Genomic DNA, 18,308 nt, shown 5'->3' on the forward strand with positions numbered 1-18,308 from the left:
TGCGCGGCATTACCCTGAACAAGACAGCCATGCGGACGGTCGAAGCGCGACTGGAGCGTCATCCCAAGTTGCCCAAGTGGGACATCTTCATCCGCCCCGCTACTCCTGACTGATATAGGGGGATTTTCTTTTCCAGAATTCGCCTTAGATCTTCCCGAATTTCGCTGTGCTTCGTCCGAGCTACAGGAGAGGCAAAAAATTTCCTCTCCGCCCAAGCTTGACAGCAGATAGAGAGATAGTTCATTCTACTAGCCGGATAAGCAAGGTGAGGGATGTTGATCTTATCTGTCGTTCATCGTTTTATGAAAAGGGAGACTGCCATCATGAAACAGCAAGTTGAACATGAGCGAGAACCACCACAATAGACACAAAGAACGCAAGGCACCGCGCTTTCTCTGGCTCCTCTTGATGGATTCATAAAATTTTCGTAACCAATTACCAAACGCTGTAAGGAGGGATTATGCCGCAATTCGATACGATCATTAAAAACGGTACGGTTGTCGATGGAACTCGGGTTCCGCGTTACAAAGGCGACATTGGTATTAAGAATGGCAAAATCGTGCAGATTGGCCGTCTCAATGCCAGCGATGCCAAAAAAGTTGTCGATGCCACTGGCCTCATTGTCGCTCCAGGGTTCATTGACCTGCACACCCACTATGATGCCCAGCTCCATTGGGATCCCTATTGCTCAATCGGTAGCTGGCACGGTGTAACATCAGTCACGATTGGTAACTGCGGCTTCGGCTTTGCGCCGCTGCGCCCACAAGATGCTGACCGCGCGATGTTGGCTCTGTCACGCACTGAGGCCATTCCCTTGGAACCAATGCGCGTGTCGATGAAAGTTGACTGGGAAACCTTCCCGCAATATATGGATCGCCTCTCACGCATGCCGCTCGGCATTAACGTTTCCCACCTGTTCCCCATCGCCCCGGCCGTTGCCTATGTCATGGGCGGTTTCGATGCAGCCAAGAAACGTTTCCCCAATGAAAAAGAGATGGCCACCATCATTGGACATTTCAAAGAAGCCATGAAGTGTGGAGCAGCAGGCTGGTCAGCGCAGCGCTTGGTGCCCGAAGGCCGCGTGTCCGTGCAACGCGACTACGATGGTACGCCGATGATCACCGACATTCTGCCTGATGAATTCTATCTCACCATGGCAAAAGCGATGGCTGAAACTGGTGATGGCTGCATCCAGTTCACACAGTCCGGCGCCAGCGAAAGCTCGTTTGGTATTGAAGACGACTTCAAGTTCCTGGAAAAGATGACAGAGACTGCTGGACGTCCACTGCTCTACAATGCGATCCTGATCAGCGACCGTCATCCAGAATCCCACAAAGCGCAGTTGAATTGGGTTGAAGCTGCTAATGCACGTGGCGTACGTGTGTTCGGTCAGGCTGTCACTGCCCGCGCCCCTGTGCGTATGACATTGGAAGACTGGAACCTGTTCGACAGTATCCCAGCCTGGAAAGATGCGACCCTCGGCACTGTCGAAGAGCGCAAAGCCAAGATGTCGAAGCCGGAACTCCGCGCTGCCATGCGCGCCGACTACGATGCAGGCGGCATGGAAACGTTGAACATCGTCTTCGGCGAATTCCACAAGTTCATTGCTCGCAAAGTGCGTAACACAGACCTCAAGCTGAAATACGAAGGCATGTCAGTCACGCAGATCGCCGAGAAGGAAGGCAAACACGTCATTGACGCAATGCTCGACCTCTCTGTGGCTGACGACCTGCGCACCGAATGGGCAGGCCCAGTCGAGAACTCGAACATTGCTGGCTACAAAGACCTGATGAGTTCACCGTACATCATGCCAGGCGTGTCGGACGGTGGTGCGCACGTGAAGTTCATCACCCCAGCGATCTACCCAACCGAAGTGTTGTCGTGGCTCGTCCGTGAGACCAACACGTTGTCACTCGAAGAAGCGCACTTCCGCCTCAGCGGCTTGATGGCATGGGCGGCAGGCTTCAAGGATCGTGGCACGCTACGTGAAGGCCAAGCGGCGGACATCGTCGTCTACGACATCAACACCGTGAACTCACTCCCAAGTGAGATCCTTTACGATCTACCAGCTAACGAATGGCGGCGCGTGCAGAAGGCGACCGGCTACAAACACATCCTGATCAATGGTGAAGAAACCTTCCAGGATGGTAATTGCACCGGCGCAACCCCAGGCAAACTGCTCCGCAGTGGCCGCGCGGTTGACTAACCAATAGTTAGTCGCTGACTCAACGAACGGGGCAATGGAAACGTTGCCCCGTTTTGTTTGTAGAGAAGAAACAGCCGCAAGACGAAGAGATAAATCCTGCTGCTGGGACGGAAGGCCACACTATAGATTGAGAAAAGGGTGACTGAGCCATTTATTTTTTCTATGCATTAAGCACCTCCCCTATATTTTAGACGAGGGATGTTGGTGCTACCCTTGCTTCATTAACGTATGTCCTAAAAGGAGAGAGTCTATGACTGTATTGGTGCGTCGGCTGCTTCTTTCAGCAATAGGGTTCTTTGCTTTTCTTTTTGCTTCAGTTGTCGTCTTCGAGGAGTACGCAGAAGCCCGAGCTGGAGGGGGTCGTTCGGGAGGTTTTCGCGGTTCCCGCAGTTACGATTCCCCATCGCACTCAGCACCAGGCTATGCAAACCCGCAACGTCAAAATGCGGTTCCTTCAACTCCACAAGCTGCACCAATGGCACCACAAGCCGGTGGTTTCATGCGTGGCCTCGGCACGGCCATGCTCGGTGGGTTCTTAGGTTCCATGTTGTTCTCCAGTCTTGCTCACGCTGGTGGTTTCGGAGGCCTTGGCGGTAGTGGATTCGGCCTCTTTGAATTAGTGCTCTTGGCTGGTCTCGGATACTTTCTCTACAAAAAATTTATGACCCCAGCGGCAGCAACCGGTTATGGTTCGATGCCCTATCGGCAGACCAATTACCAGGCACCCAACACCTTTGGTTCTCAGGCGCCTGTCAATGCTCCGTTCCAAGCGACACCGTCGTCCGATCATGTCGATTACCGAACACTCTCGGCAATGGACCCCGATTTCTCCTCTGAGAAGTTTCTCAAGACAGCTCAGGATCTTTTCTTCAAGATTCAAGGCGCCTGGAATAAGCAGGATACAACAACGTTACGCTCGTTGTGTGGCAATGAACTCATGCAAATGTGGGAAGAGGAGATCAACAATCTACGTTCACGTGGTCAACAGAACAAAATGGAAAATATCGCTTTACGTGAGAGCACCATCACGGAAGCATGGACCGAAAGTGGCGAAGATTTCATCACCATCAAGTTGTTAGCAAATCTGTTGGATTACACCGTTGAGACTAAGAGCAACACGGTTGTCAGTGGTAGCGACTCTGATTCGGTCCAGTTTGAGGAGTATTGGACGTTCAGTCGTTCCGTTGGCCCCAATAGTTGGAAACTCAGCGCAGTACAACAAGCGTAACCAAGAGCTGATACACCATTGACGCCGTGTCGAGAGTTCAGCTCGGCACGGCGTTACCGCTTCATCAAATACACCTGCCAAATACACCTACCCTCCTTGGCTATCAAAGTCTGATGGTTATAATGGCTTGTACTCGGATAGCCATATGTTACAGGACACTTACCGACGACCACTCAAAGACCTGCGAATCTCTGTCACCGACCGGTGTAATTTTCGCTGTACATATTGCATGCCGCTCGATGAATACGAGTGGCTCGAACGGAAGGAAGTGCTGACCTTCGAGGAAATTACTCGCCTCTCGCGCTTGTTTATCTCGCTTGGGGTCGAGAAGATCCGTTTAACTGGTGGCGAGCCGTTAGCACGGCGAGACCTCCACAAACTACTTGCCCAGTTGTCTTCTCTCGATACTCCGCCAGACATTTGTTTAACCACGAATGGATCGTTATTGGCAGAGCGTGCCGCTGCGCTCAAGAATGCTGGCCTGAAGAGAATTAACGTCAGTATCGATTCCTTACAGCCGGATCGATTTCGGCAGATCACCAAGCGCGGAGATCTTGATAAGGTTCTTGATGGACTCTTTACAGCAAAACGGGTTGGCCTGACCCCCATAAAAATCAATGCCGTGATCGAACGTGGCGTCAATGATGACGAGATTCTCGATCTTGTGCGGTTCGCCCGTGAACATCAGTTTGCCTTACGCTTCATTGAATTCATGGATGTTGGCAACGCCAACAATTGGAAATCCGAGAAACTTGTCTCTAAGAAGGAAATCATTGCTGCGATTGATCACCACTACCCGTTACAAGAAGTCGGACGCGACAAAGGGAGTGCGCCAGCGGTGGATTACCAGTTCGTTGATGGCCGTGGCGACATCGGCGTGATTGCTTCAGTAAGTGAGCCGTTTTGTTTTTCCTGTACGCGGGCACGTATCACTGCTGACGGCAAGTTCGTCACGTGTCTTTTTGCCAACACTGGCCATGACCTGAAGACACTGATGCGTAACGGTGCCGCTGATGACGAAGTGCTGGCGTTTATCAGTCGCATTTGGCAGGTTCGAACCGACCGTTATTCCGAAGAGCGTTTGGCCGCGCTCAATTCACCGAAAGGCTACAACCCCAAGGAACATCGTAAGCTGGAAATGATTAGTTTAGGTGGATAGGTCACTTCGGAACTTCACGTTCGCGGAACTGGGGCCGTCGGTCCCAAAGGAGGCGGATCATGGTGGAAATGAAGCGCATCCTGTTCCTCACGGATTTCTCATCTGAAGCGGATGCAGCCTTGCAATATGCAAAAGCACTTGCAACCGAGTTCGATGGTCGGTTGTACCTGCTCCATGTCATTGTCGATCCGACCAGCAAGTTGTACCAGATGACCAGTGGCGATTACCATGCGCTCGATAGAAATGCGCGTGAAAAAGCCCAAGAATGGCTTACTCGCATCCAGCGAGAGCACCTCGGGAATTCGTCACAGTGTGAGACACTGATAGAACGAGGCGAGCTGTTCGAACATGTGCTCCATGCCGTGCATGAGCACCATATCGATGTCGTTGCCCTCAGTGCGCATACACACCCAGGCTTTCATCTGCACCTCATTTCGAGTTTACCAGAGAAGCTGGTGCGGAAAGCTCCATGCCACGTGTTTGTGATTCATAATGCAGGGTGAGAAAAATTGCGGAGCTCGGATTGCGGATTGCGGATTAGTTGCGAAAAATTGTTACTAAGGCATGAAATTGCTCGTTACTGCAAGTTTATGCTTTCTTGCGGTCTTGATGGAGGCAACGGTAATAGCGACGAGTTGATTGGCTTCGGCGAAAAGTTCCTCGACCTCTTTTCTGTGGAGAATTCCCTTCTCTACTGAGAGTTCAAGCCAAGAGCCCGACTCGTCGGCCTCTTCTTCAACAATCCCCATCTTTGCAATAAAGTCAGCCTATGATCTCGCTCGGCATGCGGCTCGGTAATTTGCACCAACCGAAGTTCCACACCGAAGTAACTGTCGACCAATAACGTCAGCAGTTCTACTCCTCGGCAATTTTTCGACTAAGTAGATAGTCCAGAAAGTTTTGATGGATAACTCAAGGAACGTCATTCCCGCGAATGCGGGAATCCAGGCGGCTGAACTACAGGCCACTGCTGAATTTCCCTGGATGCCCGCCTGCGCGGGCATGACGAAACCCTATCCCTCAAAACTAAATGGACTGACTACTAGCTGAACGATTCGCAAAGCGAAAGCTCTTGTGCGTTTCTGCATTTCGCTCGCGTTCACTTTCTGTCTGCCCTTGTCTTTCGTAATCTCAAATTTTCAATCAATGCCCTTCATTCCGCAATCTACAATCCGCAATCCTTTAAAACGTCACCTCTAGCCCCGGCAGTGCTGCCAGCGTCTTCAAATCATAGACCGTGATACTCCCCCCACGATGTTCTTCTAGGGTCAGCACTGCCACGGTTCCGGGTTGCGCACTGTAGTTATGGGGAAATGTGGGGCTGCCGGGATTAATCACCAGGACATTGTCGTAGCGTTTGATCGACTCGACATGCGTGTGCCCACAAATGATTAAATCCGTTGGGCCACTGAAGTAGGTCTCCATCGTCCGAATCAGGGGCCATTTGGGAAATTCGTGCGGGTCGAGCACATCGTGCACCATGCCGATGCGGAACCCGGCACTAGTTGTGACAAAGGTCTCACGCAAACGCGGATCTTCAGGAACCACCTCACGCCCACCAGACCCTTCGTCTCCGTTGCCGCGGCAGGCAAACACAGGTGCAATCTCTTCCAGCCAGTTCAAGACATCTAAGCAGTGGAGATCACCAGCGTGCAGAATCAAATCCGCCCCGGCAAAAACGCTTCGTACTTGTGCTGGCAACTCAGGCATCGCTTCGGGAATATGCGTATCTGAAATCAGACCGATCTTCATGGGTTGTTCCCTATCTCTCGTTGCAACTCTTGCTGCTAAAGGGAAAGACTATAACGTCTAGACAGTGGCAGAGCAACGTGAAATGCTTGCCACGTCTCTCACGAAAAAAGGGAGGTAGCACTATGCCAGACGAAACAGAGACACGCCTACCAGTGACAACACTGACTGACGACGAAGTGCTGTTCCGTGAGGCCGTGCGTGATTTTGCTGAAAAACGCGTTAAACCGCACGTGATGGATATGGACCGCGCGAGCAAGCTCCCGCGCGAACTCATTGACGAACTTTTTGCACTAGGAGTGATGGGCATTGAAATTCCCCAAGCGTATGGCGGGGCAGGGTCGAACTTTCTGATGTCCATCCTCGCTATTGAAGAGCTGGCTCGGGTTGATCCTGCCGTCGCCGTTTGTGTCGATGTGCAGAATACTCTTGTCAACAATGCCCTCTTACGCTGGCTCTCGCAAGAGCAACAGGCGCGATTTTTTCCGCGCCTCGCACGCGACACGGTTGGTGCCTATGCGCTCTCCGAACCAGGCTCAGGGAGTGATGCGTTCGGCATGACCACGACCGCTAAACTCGATGGTGACTCCTTCGTTCTCAATGGCCGCAAGATGTGGATCACTAATGGTGCAGAGGCAGGCATTTATCTCCTCTTCGCTAACGCCGATCCGTCGAAAGGCTACAAAGGGATCACTGGCTTTATCGTTGAACGCGATTTCCCCGGCTTTAGCGTCGGCAAGAAAGAAGACAAGCTCGGCATTCGCGCGAGTTCAACCTGTGAACTCATCCTCGAAGATGTGCGGGTGCCTCGTACTAATGTCGTCAATGAGGTCGGACAAGGCTACAAAGTCGCGATTGAAACACTCGACGAAGGTCGCATCGGCATCGGTGCACAGATGGTCGGGCTGGCGCAAGGCGCCTTTGAAGCAGCTCTCGCATACAGCAAAGAACGCAAGCAGTTTGGTAAAGCGATTGCCGAGTTTCAGGCGTTGCAATTTCAAATCGCCGAAATGGCGATCGATATTGAAGCCGCACGCCTGATGGTCTACAACACCGCGCGCATGAAAGAAGCAGGACAGTCATTTGTCCGCCAAGCGGCCATGACCAAATACTTCTGCTCGCAAGTTGGCGAGCGCGTCGCGTCGCAAGCGTTAGAAATCTTTGGCGGGGTCGGCTTCACCAAAGACTTTCCAGCCGAGAAGTTCTACCGTGATGCCAAGATCGGTAAGATTTACGAAGGAACCTCTAACATTCAGTTACAAACTGTGGCACGCACATTCTTGGGGAGACTGTAATGGCACAACCAACCCGCATTGTTACGGATACGATGGCTGGGATCAAACTCGCGGACTTCGACACGTGGAGTGAGCGAGTTTCGACGGTTCTCGGCAAGAACCCTGGCCCGTTTACTGGGCCAGGAACGAACACCTACCTCATTGGCACGGGGAAACGCCCGATCCTCCTCGACACTGGGATCGGACTAGATGTCTACGATCCCCTGTTGCAACAGGGGCTGAAGGAAACCAAGGGCGGAAATGAACTGCAAGAAATTGTCTTGACGCATATACACCAAGACCACATTGGCGGGGTTCCACACGTACATAAAATGTTTGGCCAAGTAAAAGTCTCCAAACACTCCTGGCCAGGGAAAGACGAAGCGTATAGCAAAGACTTTCCGATCACTTTTATAGAAGATGGCACGCGCATTCAAACAGATGGCGCAACACTGCACGCGATCCACACCCCTGGTCACGCCAAAGATCATATTTGTTATTACCTCGAAGAAGAGAAAGCCCTATTTACTGGTGATTTAGTGCTAGGTGCGGGCACAACAGTCGTGCCGGAAGAAGGCGGCGGGCTGATCGAATACATGGCTTCACTGCGAAAGCTGCTACCTTTAGACCTCGCAGTTATCTATCCAGCCCACGGCCCGGCGATTCGCGAACCATACAAAAAGCTCAATGAGTACATTGCTCACCGAGAGTTACGCGAGCAGCAGATTCTTGAAGCGATGAAAGCTGGGCTCACCGAAATTCCAGCGATGGTGAAACGCATTTACAGTGACGTGCCAGAGTTTCTGCACGGTGCCGCCGGCAATTCAGTACAATCCCATCTCACTAAGTTGAAGAAAGAAGGAAAGGTAAAGCAGGAAGGAGAGCAGTGGCAGCTCGCCTAATGTAAAATGAAAAATGGAGAATGAAAAGTAGAAAGACAAGAAGGGAAAGACAGCAAGTGAATGTCTTTACCCCTTTTGTAATTTTACATTTTACATTCTTCATTAGTTTGAGAGTCGCTATGGGCCAACAACTTTCAGAAGCCATGTCCCCGCAGACTGCTCCATTGAGCGCCTGAAAGGAAAGTGAGCAAACAGAACTTATGACATTTCGTTCGACCCGCTCTCTTATCACCATCGGTTTATTCGCAGCGCTACTGACCTTCACCTCGCAGCCAAGTTTTTCACAGAGTCCATCAGCGAAAGTCTCTCAAGTGTTTCAAGAACTGCTCGACTACAGCCTCAAAGAGAAAAAAGGCCTCACGTTCTATGTCCACGGGCAAACGATTGCTGGCGTCGTTACCAAGATCATCAGCGAGGAAGCGGTCGAAGTGCGAAATCAGACATCGAGTCGTATCATCATTCGTCTTGATCGAGTCGATGCGGTGGCAGCGAACTGAGCTCCTACATCCCCCACACCTGAATGACCGCTCCCTGCACCGTCTCTTTCCGCTGAAAGAGTTTCTCTTCCCACGGCTTGCCCGGCGTGCGGTCGAAAATCACTAAATGTCCTTCGGCGGCCCCACAACGGTCTAGATACTGCCTCGTCTGCTCCAAGCCCGTCCCCAGCGTCTGCTCGAACCCCTTGTGCAGCACTTTAAGTTCGATCACCGCACGTTGGACGCCAGCGGCATGGGGCCAAATGATGAGCAGATCCGTACGCAAATGGCCTAAGCCATATTCCCGCTCAATCCGGCCTCCCCCATTCACGATCCGCTGCAGAAACGCCTGCAATAGCAATTGCGGTCCAGCCTCTTTGTACTGAAACCGCTCCACCCAATGCTCGGAATGCTCACGGAAGAATTCTTGAAAGGCGGTCAGCAGCTTACGCATATCGAGTCGCCCATCCACGGTCACATACCACTGGGTTTGTTCGCTCATGCCCGATTGAATGTTCCACCCCAACTCCCGTGGGATCACCTCTTGGTAGATGCGATTGGCGATATGGATTGCGCCCGCCCGCTCTTGGCGGATGAGTCCTAGATCAAGGACATACGACACATCGTCTTTATTCAGCTCATTGGTGACAACCTCACCGGCCAGCAGGGGTTCAACCACGCGCTGCACGCGCGGTTCCTCTAGCTTGTCCGCCAACTGATCGAGATGCGTCTCACGGCGCAGGATCAGATTCTCTTTCGCCTCCTGCACCCGCTCGTCCGTAATCGGTTGGGCCCGGTCGCGACCGGCTTTCATTTCAAAGCAGGTCTCATAGCCTAAAGCATTGACCAGCCACGGCTGCCCGCGTGTCAATTCCCACATCTGTGCTAACGCCTCGGGGGTAAACACCTGCCCGGTCTCAGCGGTGTGTTGCTGATAAAGCGCCTCAACTTCGGCCTGGGTAAAATCGCCCAACCGCAAGGACTTCGCCTTGACGTTAAACGCACTCCCGCCGGTGATGATCGCTTTGTCGCGGCTGGAGTGAATGCGATAGTCACGCACATCACGCACACCACACAGCACCACGCTTTGGGGAAATTGCGCGGGGCGACGATAATAGCCCGCGCGGAGTTGGCGCAGGACGGCGATCAACGTGTCACCGATGAGTGCATCAATCTCATCGAGCAACAGGATCAGCGGTGTGGCCGCTGCGGCCGCCCAGCGGCTTAACACTTCCCCAAGCGCCGCAAACGGCCCATGGTCTCTGAGGACTGCCGGCCACATGCGCGCCACCGACTCATCGCCAATCGTGCGCTGCGCCTCCGAGCCCAGTACCGAGAGGATCGCCTGCATCGCCGCCGCCACATCCTCACGCGCCGCTTGGGCGGCTTCGACGTTGACGTACACACAACGATATTCTCCGCTCGCATTGAGGTGGTTCATTAATGCTAACAGCGCCGATGTCTTCCCGGTCTGCCGCGGGGCATGCAAGACAAAGTATTTTTCTTGGCGGATCAACCCGAGCAATTCCTCAAGATTCAACCGCGCCAAAGGTGGCAAACAATAGTGTTTCTGAGGATTGACCGGGCCAGCCGTATTGAAGAAACGCATGGCGGCATTGTAACCCGAAATTTGACATCGTGGTACACCGAGAATCTTCGGGCTAGTGAGACATCGGTCCAGTGAAGAAATTGAGTGATCGAACCATCGAGCTATTGAAAAAAATGTTTCTCCGATGACCCGATGGCTCGATGACTCAATGAGAAAATGCCCCAATTGCCCGATGACTCAATGGCTCAATTCCTTTAAAAGTTCTTTCGCCTCTTGCAAATCCTTAGTCTCAAACCCCTCAGTGAACCAGTGGTAGACGTCAGATAACATCTTGTGTGCTTCCACAAGGCGGACGCTGGAAGGCTGGGACGCTAGGACGCTCGAAGGTAATTCTGGCTTCCCCGCTTCCTGGCTTCCTCGCTTTCCAGCAGTTTCGTTCTTTGTCCCCTGCTCCCTGCTCCCTGCTCCCCGCTCTTGGACTTGTTGTTGTCGCAACCGCACGAGGCTCATCACTGCACGTAACTCCAGCGACTTGGCTTGTTGTTGGCGGGCAATGGCAATGGCTTTCAGGAAACAGGCTTCGGCCTCTTCGGAACGATGAACGATGGATGATGAATGATGAATGATGAATAGAAGAAGCATCGCATTCCTCTTTCGGGGTTCTCCGTTCATCATTCCGCGTTCCGCGTTCTGCGTTGAGAAGAAGCTCCCCCTTAATCCGCCACAGCTCGGCTTCGTAGAACCGCTCGCCGCTCCGGCCTATGATCGTCATGGCTTCATCTACAATCGCCAGCCCCTCCTGTAGTTGTCCACTTTTTCCATAGGCTTCGGCGAGCAAGGTCAGATAATACGGGCGTTCCAACTCCGCCACTGTCGCTTGATACGTCGCCAGCCCGTGGCGCATGCGCGGAAGGCCGCTGTCGTAGTGGCCTTGCTCGGTCAGCCGCCACCCGTGGCGGATCTCACCGCCTGGTAGATAATGGATGAATCCGTGCTCCCGCGCCACGGCGAGCAGCGTCTCAGCTTTCTCTTGTGCCGTATGTTGCTCGCGGCAATACTGATACACACGGGCCGCATAATCGAGAGCCCGCGTTACACTGAAAGGATGCCCCATCGCGTGCGCATGATCCTGTGCCCGCTGAATCGTTGCCACGGCTTGGGTGGCAAAGCCTAAGAACCAGAGGCTGAGCGCAAGAAAGCACAGGCAGGATACATACGGATCTTGTACCCCACGGGCGACAAACCGCCTATGCTCCTGGGGTTGATACAGTACGAGTCCTTGCTCGAGATGGTCTTTGGCTCGCGTAAACTCTCCCGCACAGCATAAGACCTGCCCTAACGCATAGTGAGCCCACATGAGCCGTGTCGGGTTGGGGTCACGTTGGGCCTGCGTCAGACATAACTCCGCTAATTCGCGCGCAGTGGAGAATTCCGCACGGGCAAAATGAAATCCCGTCAGGCCAAGTAAGGGGGAAAAGAGCTGCGGCGTATCTCCAAGTTGTCGACAGAGTTCGCGCGCGCGGGTGTAAGCGTACGCTACCTCAGGCGCGGTATACCCTTTGGTCGCTACCAGCGGAGCCCCTAAAGCAAACTGCAGAGTCAGCTCTTGTTCCACCCGAGCGGGAGTGTCTGGCCATGCCGGGAGCAAGGCGAGCGCATGCGACAACAGCCTGATCGCTTCCACATACGCATGGCGTCGTAAAGCTGTGTCTGCCGCAGTCTTGAGATACGAAACTGCACGCTGAGCATCATGCCCACGCTCGAAATGCATCGCTAGTTCTGCCGCGATCTCTTGGGCACGCTCCCTGTAGCCACGCTCTAATCGCTCCCCTATGGCCCGATGCATCCGCACCTGTCGGCTGCCACTCACTCGCTGATACAGCACTTCCTGATACAGGGCATGGCGAAAGGTATAGCGCCCACTGAGTGTTCCATCCGGCCACATTTCCACCTCTCGCTCGGCAATGAACTGTCCACGTTGTACCAACGCATCACAAATAGTTTCTATTTCCACTTCGCTACTTCCTAATCCAGCAGCGATACTGGCCACGGTAAACTCGGCACCGCTCACACTCCCGCTCGCTAACACGGTTTGCTCCTCGTCGCTCAGGTACCGCAGTTGGGCCTCAATAGCCTCCCGTAAGTCCTGTGGCAAGGTTTGCTCAACCGCTGTGAGGTCGGTCGGCAACGGAGCGGCATTCCCACCCTGCTGGACGATATAATCCGTTACCTGCACCATAAACAACGGTTGACCATCCGTACGCCGGTAGATCACGTCGCCGAGGGTGTCCGCGACTCCAGTCTCAGCCACCCGTTGACTGACATAGTCCCGGACGGCTGCCGGACTCAGCAGCTCCAACGCCACCTCTACGGCTTGCTTTCGCGCCACCAACTCTTGCTTTGCGGTCCGCAAGGGATGATTAGTCACAACCAGTTCGGCTGCGCGATATGTCCCAATCACGAGCAAACGGGCTGACTCACGGCGTCGGCCGAGGGCCGCGAGTAATTCGACCGTTGAGGGGTCACTCCAATGCAAATCTTCAAGGACCAGCACCACGGGATGGGCGGCAGCGAACACATCAAGCGCCTCACTTATTTCGCGTAACATCCGTTCCCGGGTCGCGCCCTGGATGCGCCGTTGCACCGCCTCTAGCTCCGCTGGGCTCACCAGGGCGGGCAGTTGCACTAACCATGTCGGTGCATACTGATGGAGTACGGCGAGTAACGCCTCCTTTTGCGGCCCACGTCCCAAGCGCCCCAACGCTTCCAACACGGGGAGATACGCTTCACCAGAGCCGTACTGCTCGATACACTGCCCCCACGCCACCCACCAGCCTGGGGTTAGGGATTGGGGATTGGGGATTGGCTCGGACTGCGGACCTCGGACTGCGGACTCTAGACTTGTTTTGACTCTGGACTCTGGACCTTTTGTGACACGAGATCCTAGACTCTGAACAAACGTGTCAACGAGTGCCGTCTTGCCTATCCCCGCCTCTCCAGTGACAAACACCATCTGCCGCTCGCCGTTCAGCGCTTTGGCAAAAAGGGCGTGAAGTTGTGTGAGTTCAACGTCGCGACCAACAAGCAGAGTTTCAGGTTTCAAGTTTAAGGTTCCAAGTTGGGAAAACGGCGCAGCCTCCGGAGGACTGCTCACGGCGAGGAGCGGGGTGGAACTTTGAACTTGAAACTTTAAACTTTGAACTGGCGGAGTGGTCACGGTGAGGAGGAAGCGGTATCCTCGCCGATGCACCGTCTCAATAAACCGAGGCTGTCTGGGCTCGTCCTGCAATGCCCGCCGTAACTCTCCTATACAGTTTGTGAGGGCTGTTTCACTGACGATGGTCTCCGGCCACACGGCCGCAAACAGGGCGTCTTTCGTCACTAATTGCCCGGCATGCTCCACCAAATAGCATAAGACGGCAAACGCTTTGTTGGTCAGCGGGAGCAGCTGATCCTCGCGCCGCAGTTGTTCATTCTATACATCGACCACATACCCCGCAAAAGTCAGCAGAGCTCGTGTCGCCATGTCGTCCTACCTCACTCTCGCGCCCGCCACAGCGTAGAGAAAAAAGGGTGAGAACTGGAGCAAGGCTGCGAGGCTCACGTCCTCACTGGCGTTAGGTCCATGACGCATAACACAGGACGTTAGTGCGAGACAAGGGAAAACTGCAATGATTTCACGGAATTCTCTCCCGTGCGGGTGTCTGCGGTTCCTGCCTGCGCATCCCGTATATGTGAGAAATGTGTGAGAAATGTGTGAACTTTGTGCGGACTTTGGCGCGGTCGTTCTGCTATCTCCTGGCTCACACGGAACGGGAACGATAGGTGTTCCGTACACAGGAGAACGACATGAAACCCCAGTGGTCAACGCAGTCACGGTATCCAGCCCAGCGCGCCTTTGTCGTACAAGTGGCCCAACCGGCTCCTGGAGATGAACAGGTCCCGTTGGGGCGCGCCGAACATCTGGTGTCCGGCCAGAGCACGCACTTTACCACTTGGGCAGAACTCGAAGCGTTCATTGCTCAGATCTTAATCAAGACGGAGAACAAACCACCGTAGCGGAAAGTAGTCAGTCGTCAGCAGTCAGTAATCAGTAGAGGAACAACAAAGCCTTTTTCATACTGACTACTGGCTCCTGACTACGCGCCTTCACGCACCACGTAACACGCACCACGCAACACATAAAAAGGGGAACACCATGAATGCCACTCACACCGATCAATCGCGACTACGGCGGTCTACACCCCGCTACTTTTACCACACCCCGTTTTCTTACATTGCCTTCTGGCTCACGCTGCTGATGATCGTGCCGATGTCTGGACGGGTCACTCCTGTGCCTGACGCGCAAGCTGATGGGGCGAATGGAATCTGTCAATTCACGTGCACCACGCAGTCAGATGGGACCGGCTTCTGTACCAAGGATCTCACTGACCCGGATTGCAGTGGGAACGGAACGGTCATCGGTGTCAGCCCGGTGTGCAGCTGCCAAGATGGAACCTCTATTATTCCAGATGTAATCGCAAGCGACCCCTGCGGTAATGCCTGCCAGAACCATGGCGGAGAATGCAGTCTCTTGTCGTGCTACGTGTTCCCCCCTGAGGAGCCGAACGTTGTCGGGGGATTAGATTTTTTCAACAGCGACGCTTCTCCGCTGCGGGTCTTTGCCTTTGACCCTGATACCAACGCGCTGGTGCTCAACAAAGCTATCCATGCCATCATTCCCTTAGGCAACCTCGTATTCCGAGCAACGACCGAAGTCTTAACCGATCATGGCTTGCCGGCGAGCGACAGAAGTCTTGTGACCACCTGGGCACGGGATCGGGTGCGGGCGCAGATCTTGACCGATTTTGTCAATATCATCGGTAAACCCACATCTACCAAGATCTGTAGCGAGCGAAAGGCCACGGTACGTTCGTGCGAGGAGGATCAGCTTTACGACTGGTTGACCCATCTGGTCTGGAAAAAGCGCATTGCCACCGCCCAAATCGCGTGGGATCAGTACCGTTCCTGGCGATACGCGGTGGATTTCGCCAAATGTGATTGGCAATCCCCCACCAAAGACGGCATCTATACGTTAACGGCCAAAGAGAACTGCACCCCAGGAAATGGACCTGACGGTCGGCCAGCCACCGAGGACGATGAGACGTGCTTCTTTAATAAGCAATCTCCCGGGTGTTCCCCAGGGATTGATGGCGTCCCAGGTACCGATACGTCCCCCAATCAGGGATCATTTGAAGATGTGCTTGCCGGACGCGATGATGGGGAGATCTGTTTTGCACTGCCAAAGGAGGACAGTTTTGTAAAGACAGTCAGTCTGGGTGACAACGACACGCCAAGCTATGATGCCATCACAGCGTCGCGGTGCAACGGTGCGCCGGTTTTTTGGGACGTCAACTTGGCGGCCCACCCGACCGTCGAGCATTTCCTTGAATATGGCCTCGCCATAGCCAGAAAAAATGAGATCATCACTCCTGGGTTTGCCTCAGTGATGGGCAACACCTTTAAAGATGAAGCGTTCGGCATTGGGGCCGGTATTGCCTTGGGAACTGGGGTTGCGACCGGAGCCGCCGTCTATCGAGCCGGAGGGTGGACAACGTATACCCACAAAATTGCCCCATACATCGGTCGGGCTCTGCATAAGGGGGCGTCAGAAGCGGCAAAAGCCACGGCCAAGATCATTGGTCGTATCGCTTCTGCCGCCGCCGCCGCCGCTGTCGTGGTTGAAGTCATTGGCAATATTGTCACTGCGATCCTCACCATTATTGATATCGTCGAGTTTAATGATGTCCCGATTAAGTTAAAAGAAGTCGTGCGTGGCGCTTATGGGGTGACAGAAACATCGGTAAAAATCTCGGACAACTACACGTTTACCACCGGCAAACCCAACCTTCAGACGCTCATTGCTACCGATGCCGGGAAAGATGAAGTTCGTTTCGCCCTGGTCGAGGCGATGTCACCAGATAAAGACGTGAGCGATACCACAGCACCATTACCAGATCCCACTCAGTTTTGGGCCCAGAAAAAGCAAGACGGTACCCCCGTGAGCGTCTCGCCTCTGAACCAAAAACTCCTGCTGACCTCGTGGGATGTCAACAAACCGTACGAGCTGCAACAAATTGGACTCTACGGTGGCTGGTTTGTGTCCTTCATGCGACAAGAGACCGGGGAGATCGTGCCGAGTTTAGATTTAGGTCTTGACTATAAAGATTGTGACGGAAAACAGCGTCGGGTGTGGCGCGTAGGCGGCGAGGAATTTGTGACGATGCCCATGGGCGCGACGGCTGCAGAATTTGACCTGACCACCACGACCAAATCCAAAGAGTTTCAGTATCTCTCATATGATCAAACGCTCGGCTGCCTGACTGCGCGCATTAACCATGCACCAACAGTGACCGGCTTTACCATCACCAGTAGTGAAAATCTGACTGAAGGACAGCCAGCTACTTTTACCGGGACCGCTTCTGATCCTGATAACGACACCGTCAACCTGACCTGGAGTTTTGGTGATAGGACGAGCTCGGCTACCGGATCATCGGTTCAGCACACCTTTGCTGATAGCGGATCACTACAAGTGGTCCTGCTGCCGCGGGATGTGTTCGGCGCATCCGGGGCCACAAAAACGCAGCCCATCACCGTGGCAAACGTAGCACCGACAGCAACCCTGCCTACACCCGATCCGGTGGGCGAAGGCAGTCCGTTTACGCTCAGCCTGACCAATCCGTCTGATCCCTCGACAGCGGATACGCAAGCCGGCTTTCAATATGCCTTCAACTGTGGCAATGGCTTTGGCAGTTTCGGCAGTAGTAATACCGTGCAGTGTCCTACTGTTGATAATGGCAACTTCGCTGTGGCTGCCAAGATCAAAGATAAAGATGGCGGTGAGAATCCGTACACTGCCACGGCAGTGGTGAACAATGTGGCACCGTCAGTGGAAACAATGACCATCTCCGCGGGCCTCACGCAAGAGGGCAGTCCCTTGACCGTGCAAACGACTTTTTCTGATCCTGCAGGAACGCGCGATGCTCCGTTTACGTGCGCCGTGGATTTTGGGGACGGGACCGGCCCGCACGCGGGGCAAGTCTCCAGCTCCACCTGCACGGTCACCTACGCATATCCTGACAATGGTCCGAGTTTTTTAGTGGCGGGCATCGTCACGGACAAAGATCGCGACTCAGGCCGACTCACAAACCGATTTGCTATTGGCAACGTGCCACCGACAGCAACCTTCACGGCGACGTCGCAGATCTTCCAGGGCGAGTCGGCGACCTTAGCCTTTAGTCAGCAAGCTGATCCCAGTCCTGCCGATACGACAGCGGGGTTTACGTACGCCTACAACTGCACGACAAGCGGGACGTTGACGGTGGCCAACAACCGCGCGGCCTCGGCGACGTGTAAATATCTTACCACTGGGACCTTCACGGTTGGCGGAACAATCCGCGATAAGGACAACGGCGCGAACAGCTACCCGGCCAGTGTCAACGTGATTTCACCGCAACAAGCCGCAACCGACCTCAAAGCCCAAGTTGTGGCCCTCAATTTGGGCGCAACGCGGACGAGTGATCTGAACACAAAAATTGATAATGCCCTGCAGAAACTTGCTCAGGGACAGAAGGCTGGTGCACAAAAGCAACTGCAGGACTTTATTAAGAAGGTCAATGATATCGTAAAGCAAAAGCTGATTACCGCCGCGCAGGGTCAGGTGCTGATCGATACGGCCAACCTTATCATTGCCTCGATTGCAGTGAGCTAAGCGCAGGGAGTAACA

Annotated in this window: 12 protein-coding genes and 1 pseudogene; 9 read left to right on the forward strand and 4 right to left on the reverse strand. The window is 53.9% G+C overall.

Going from position 1 to position 18,308, the window contains the following annotated elements:
* The first annotated feature begins 460 nt into the window (after positions 1–460).
* The 4 genes from FJ147_06590 to FJ147_06605 all read left to right on the forward strand — a co-directional run bounded on the left by FJ147_06590 (position 461) and on the right by FJ147_06605 (position 5,096).
* Entirely contained in the window at positions 461–2,206 is a 1,746-nt protein-coding gene (locus FJ147_06590; protein MBM4255551.1) for an amidohydrolase family protein, read from the forward strand.
* Between the two features lie 250 nt (positions 2,207–2,456).
* The gene (locus tag FJ147_06595; protein MBM4255552.1) at positions 2,457–3,434 is read left to right on the forward strand and encodes a Tim44 domain-containing protein; all 978 of its coding nucleotides are present in this window, start codon (positions 2,457–2,459) and stop codon (positions 3,432–3,434) included.
* Between the two features lie 145 nt (positions 3,435–3,579).
* Complete coding sequence (moaA, locus tag FJ147_06600; GenBank protein MBM4255553.1) at positions 3,580–4,593, forward strand: GTP 3',8-cyclase MoaA; 1,014 nt, start codon at positions 3,580–3,582, stop codon at positions 4,591–4,593.
* 59 nt (positions 4,594–4,652) lie between these two features.
* Positions 4,653–5,096 carry a universal stress protein gene (locus FJ147_06605; protein MBM4255554.1) on the forward strand — a complete coding sequence of 148 codons (444 nt, stop codon included), beginning with the start codon at positions 4,653–4,655 and terminating at the stop codon, positions 5,094–5,096.
* Positions 5,097–5,150: 54 nt separating this feature from the next.
* Here FJ147_06605 and FJ147_06610 read toward each other — a convergent pair.
* Both FJ147_06610 and FJ147_06615 read right to left on the reverse strand, forming a co-directional pair.
* Positions 5,151–5,519, reverse strand: a pseudogene (locus FJ147_06610) (four helix bundle protein).
* A 256-nt stretch (positions 5,520–5,775) separates the two neighbouring features.
* A complete protein-coding gene (locus FJ147_06615; protein MBM4255555.1) occupies positions 5,776–6,345 on the reverse strand; it encodes a metallophosphoesterase family protein in 570 nt (189 codons plus the stop codon).
* Between the two features lie 122 nt (positions 6,346–6,467).
* Here FJ147_06615 and FJ147_06620 point away from each other — a divergent pair, with 122 nt between their 5' ends.
* The 3 genes from FJ147_06620 to FJ147_06630 all read left to right on the forward strand — a co-directional run bounded on the left by FJ147_06620 (position 6,468) and on the right by FJ147_06630 (position 9,015).
* Positions 6,468–7,637 (forward strand): acyl-CoA dehydrogenase, encoded by a 1,170-nt coding sequence (locus tag FJ147_06620; GenBank protein ID MBM4255556.1) that lies wholly within the window; start codon positions 6,468–6,470, stop codon positions 7,635–7,637.
* Positions 7,637–8,518: a beta-lactamase-like protein 2 gene (locus tag FJ147_06625; protein ID MBM4255557.1), complete on the forward strand. Its 882-nt coding sequence runs from the start codon at positions 7,637–7,639 to the stop codon at positions 8,516–8,518. Before FJ147_06620 ends, FJ147_06625 begins: the two co-directional genes overlap by 1 nt.
* Positions 8,519–8,718: 200 nt before the next feature.
* Positions 8,719–9,015: a hypothetical protein gene (locus tag FJ147_06630; GenBank protein MBM4255558.1), complete on the forward strand. Its 297-nt coding sequence runs from the start codon at positions 8,719–8,721 to the stop codon at positions 9,013–9,015.
* 4 nt (positions 9,016–9,019) lie between these two features.
* Here the strand turns inward: FJ147_06630 and FJ147_06635 are convergent, their stop codons facing one another.
* Positions 9,020–10,603 carry an ATP-binding protein gene (locus tag FJ147_06635; GenBank protein MBM4255559.1) on the reverse strand — a complete coding sequence of 528 codons (1,584 nt, stop codon included), beginning with the start codon at positions 10,601–10,603 and terminating at the stop codon, positions 9,020–9,022.
* A 259-nt stretch (positions 10,604–10,862) separates the two neighbouring features.
* On the reverse strand, positions 10,863–13,925 hold the full coding sequence (locus tag FJ147_06640; GenBank protein ID MBM4255560.1) for a hypothetical protein: 3,063 nt from the start codon (positions 13,923–13,925) through the stop codon (positions 10,863–10,865).
* A 467-nt stretch (positions 13,926–14,392) separates the two neighbouring features.
* Here FJ147_06640 and FJ147_06645 point away from each other — a divergent pair, with 467 nt between their 5' ends.
* The gene (locus tag FJ147_06645; protein ID MBM4255561.1) at positions 14,393–14,602 is read left to right on the forward strand and encodes a hypothetical protein; all 210 of its coding nucleotides are present in this window, start codon (positions 14,393–14,395) and stop codon (positions 14,600–14,602) included.
* A gap of 139 nt (positions 14,603–14,741) precedes the next feature.
* Positions 14,742–18,293, forward strand: a complete 3,552-nt coding sequence (locus tag FJ147_06650; GenBank protein MBM4255562.1) for a PKD domain-containing protein — start codon at positions 14,742–14,744, stop codon at positions 18,291–18,293.
* Positions 18,294–18,308 lie beyond the last annotated feature (15 nt).

The sequence above is a fragment of the Deltaproteobacteria bacterium genome, assembly GCA_016874775.1.
Lineage (GTDB): Bacteria > Desulfobacterota > Binatia > Bin18 > Bin18 > VGTJ01.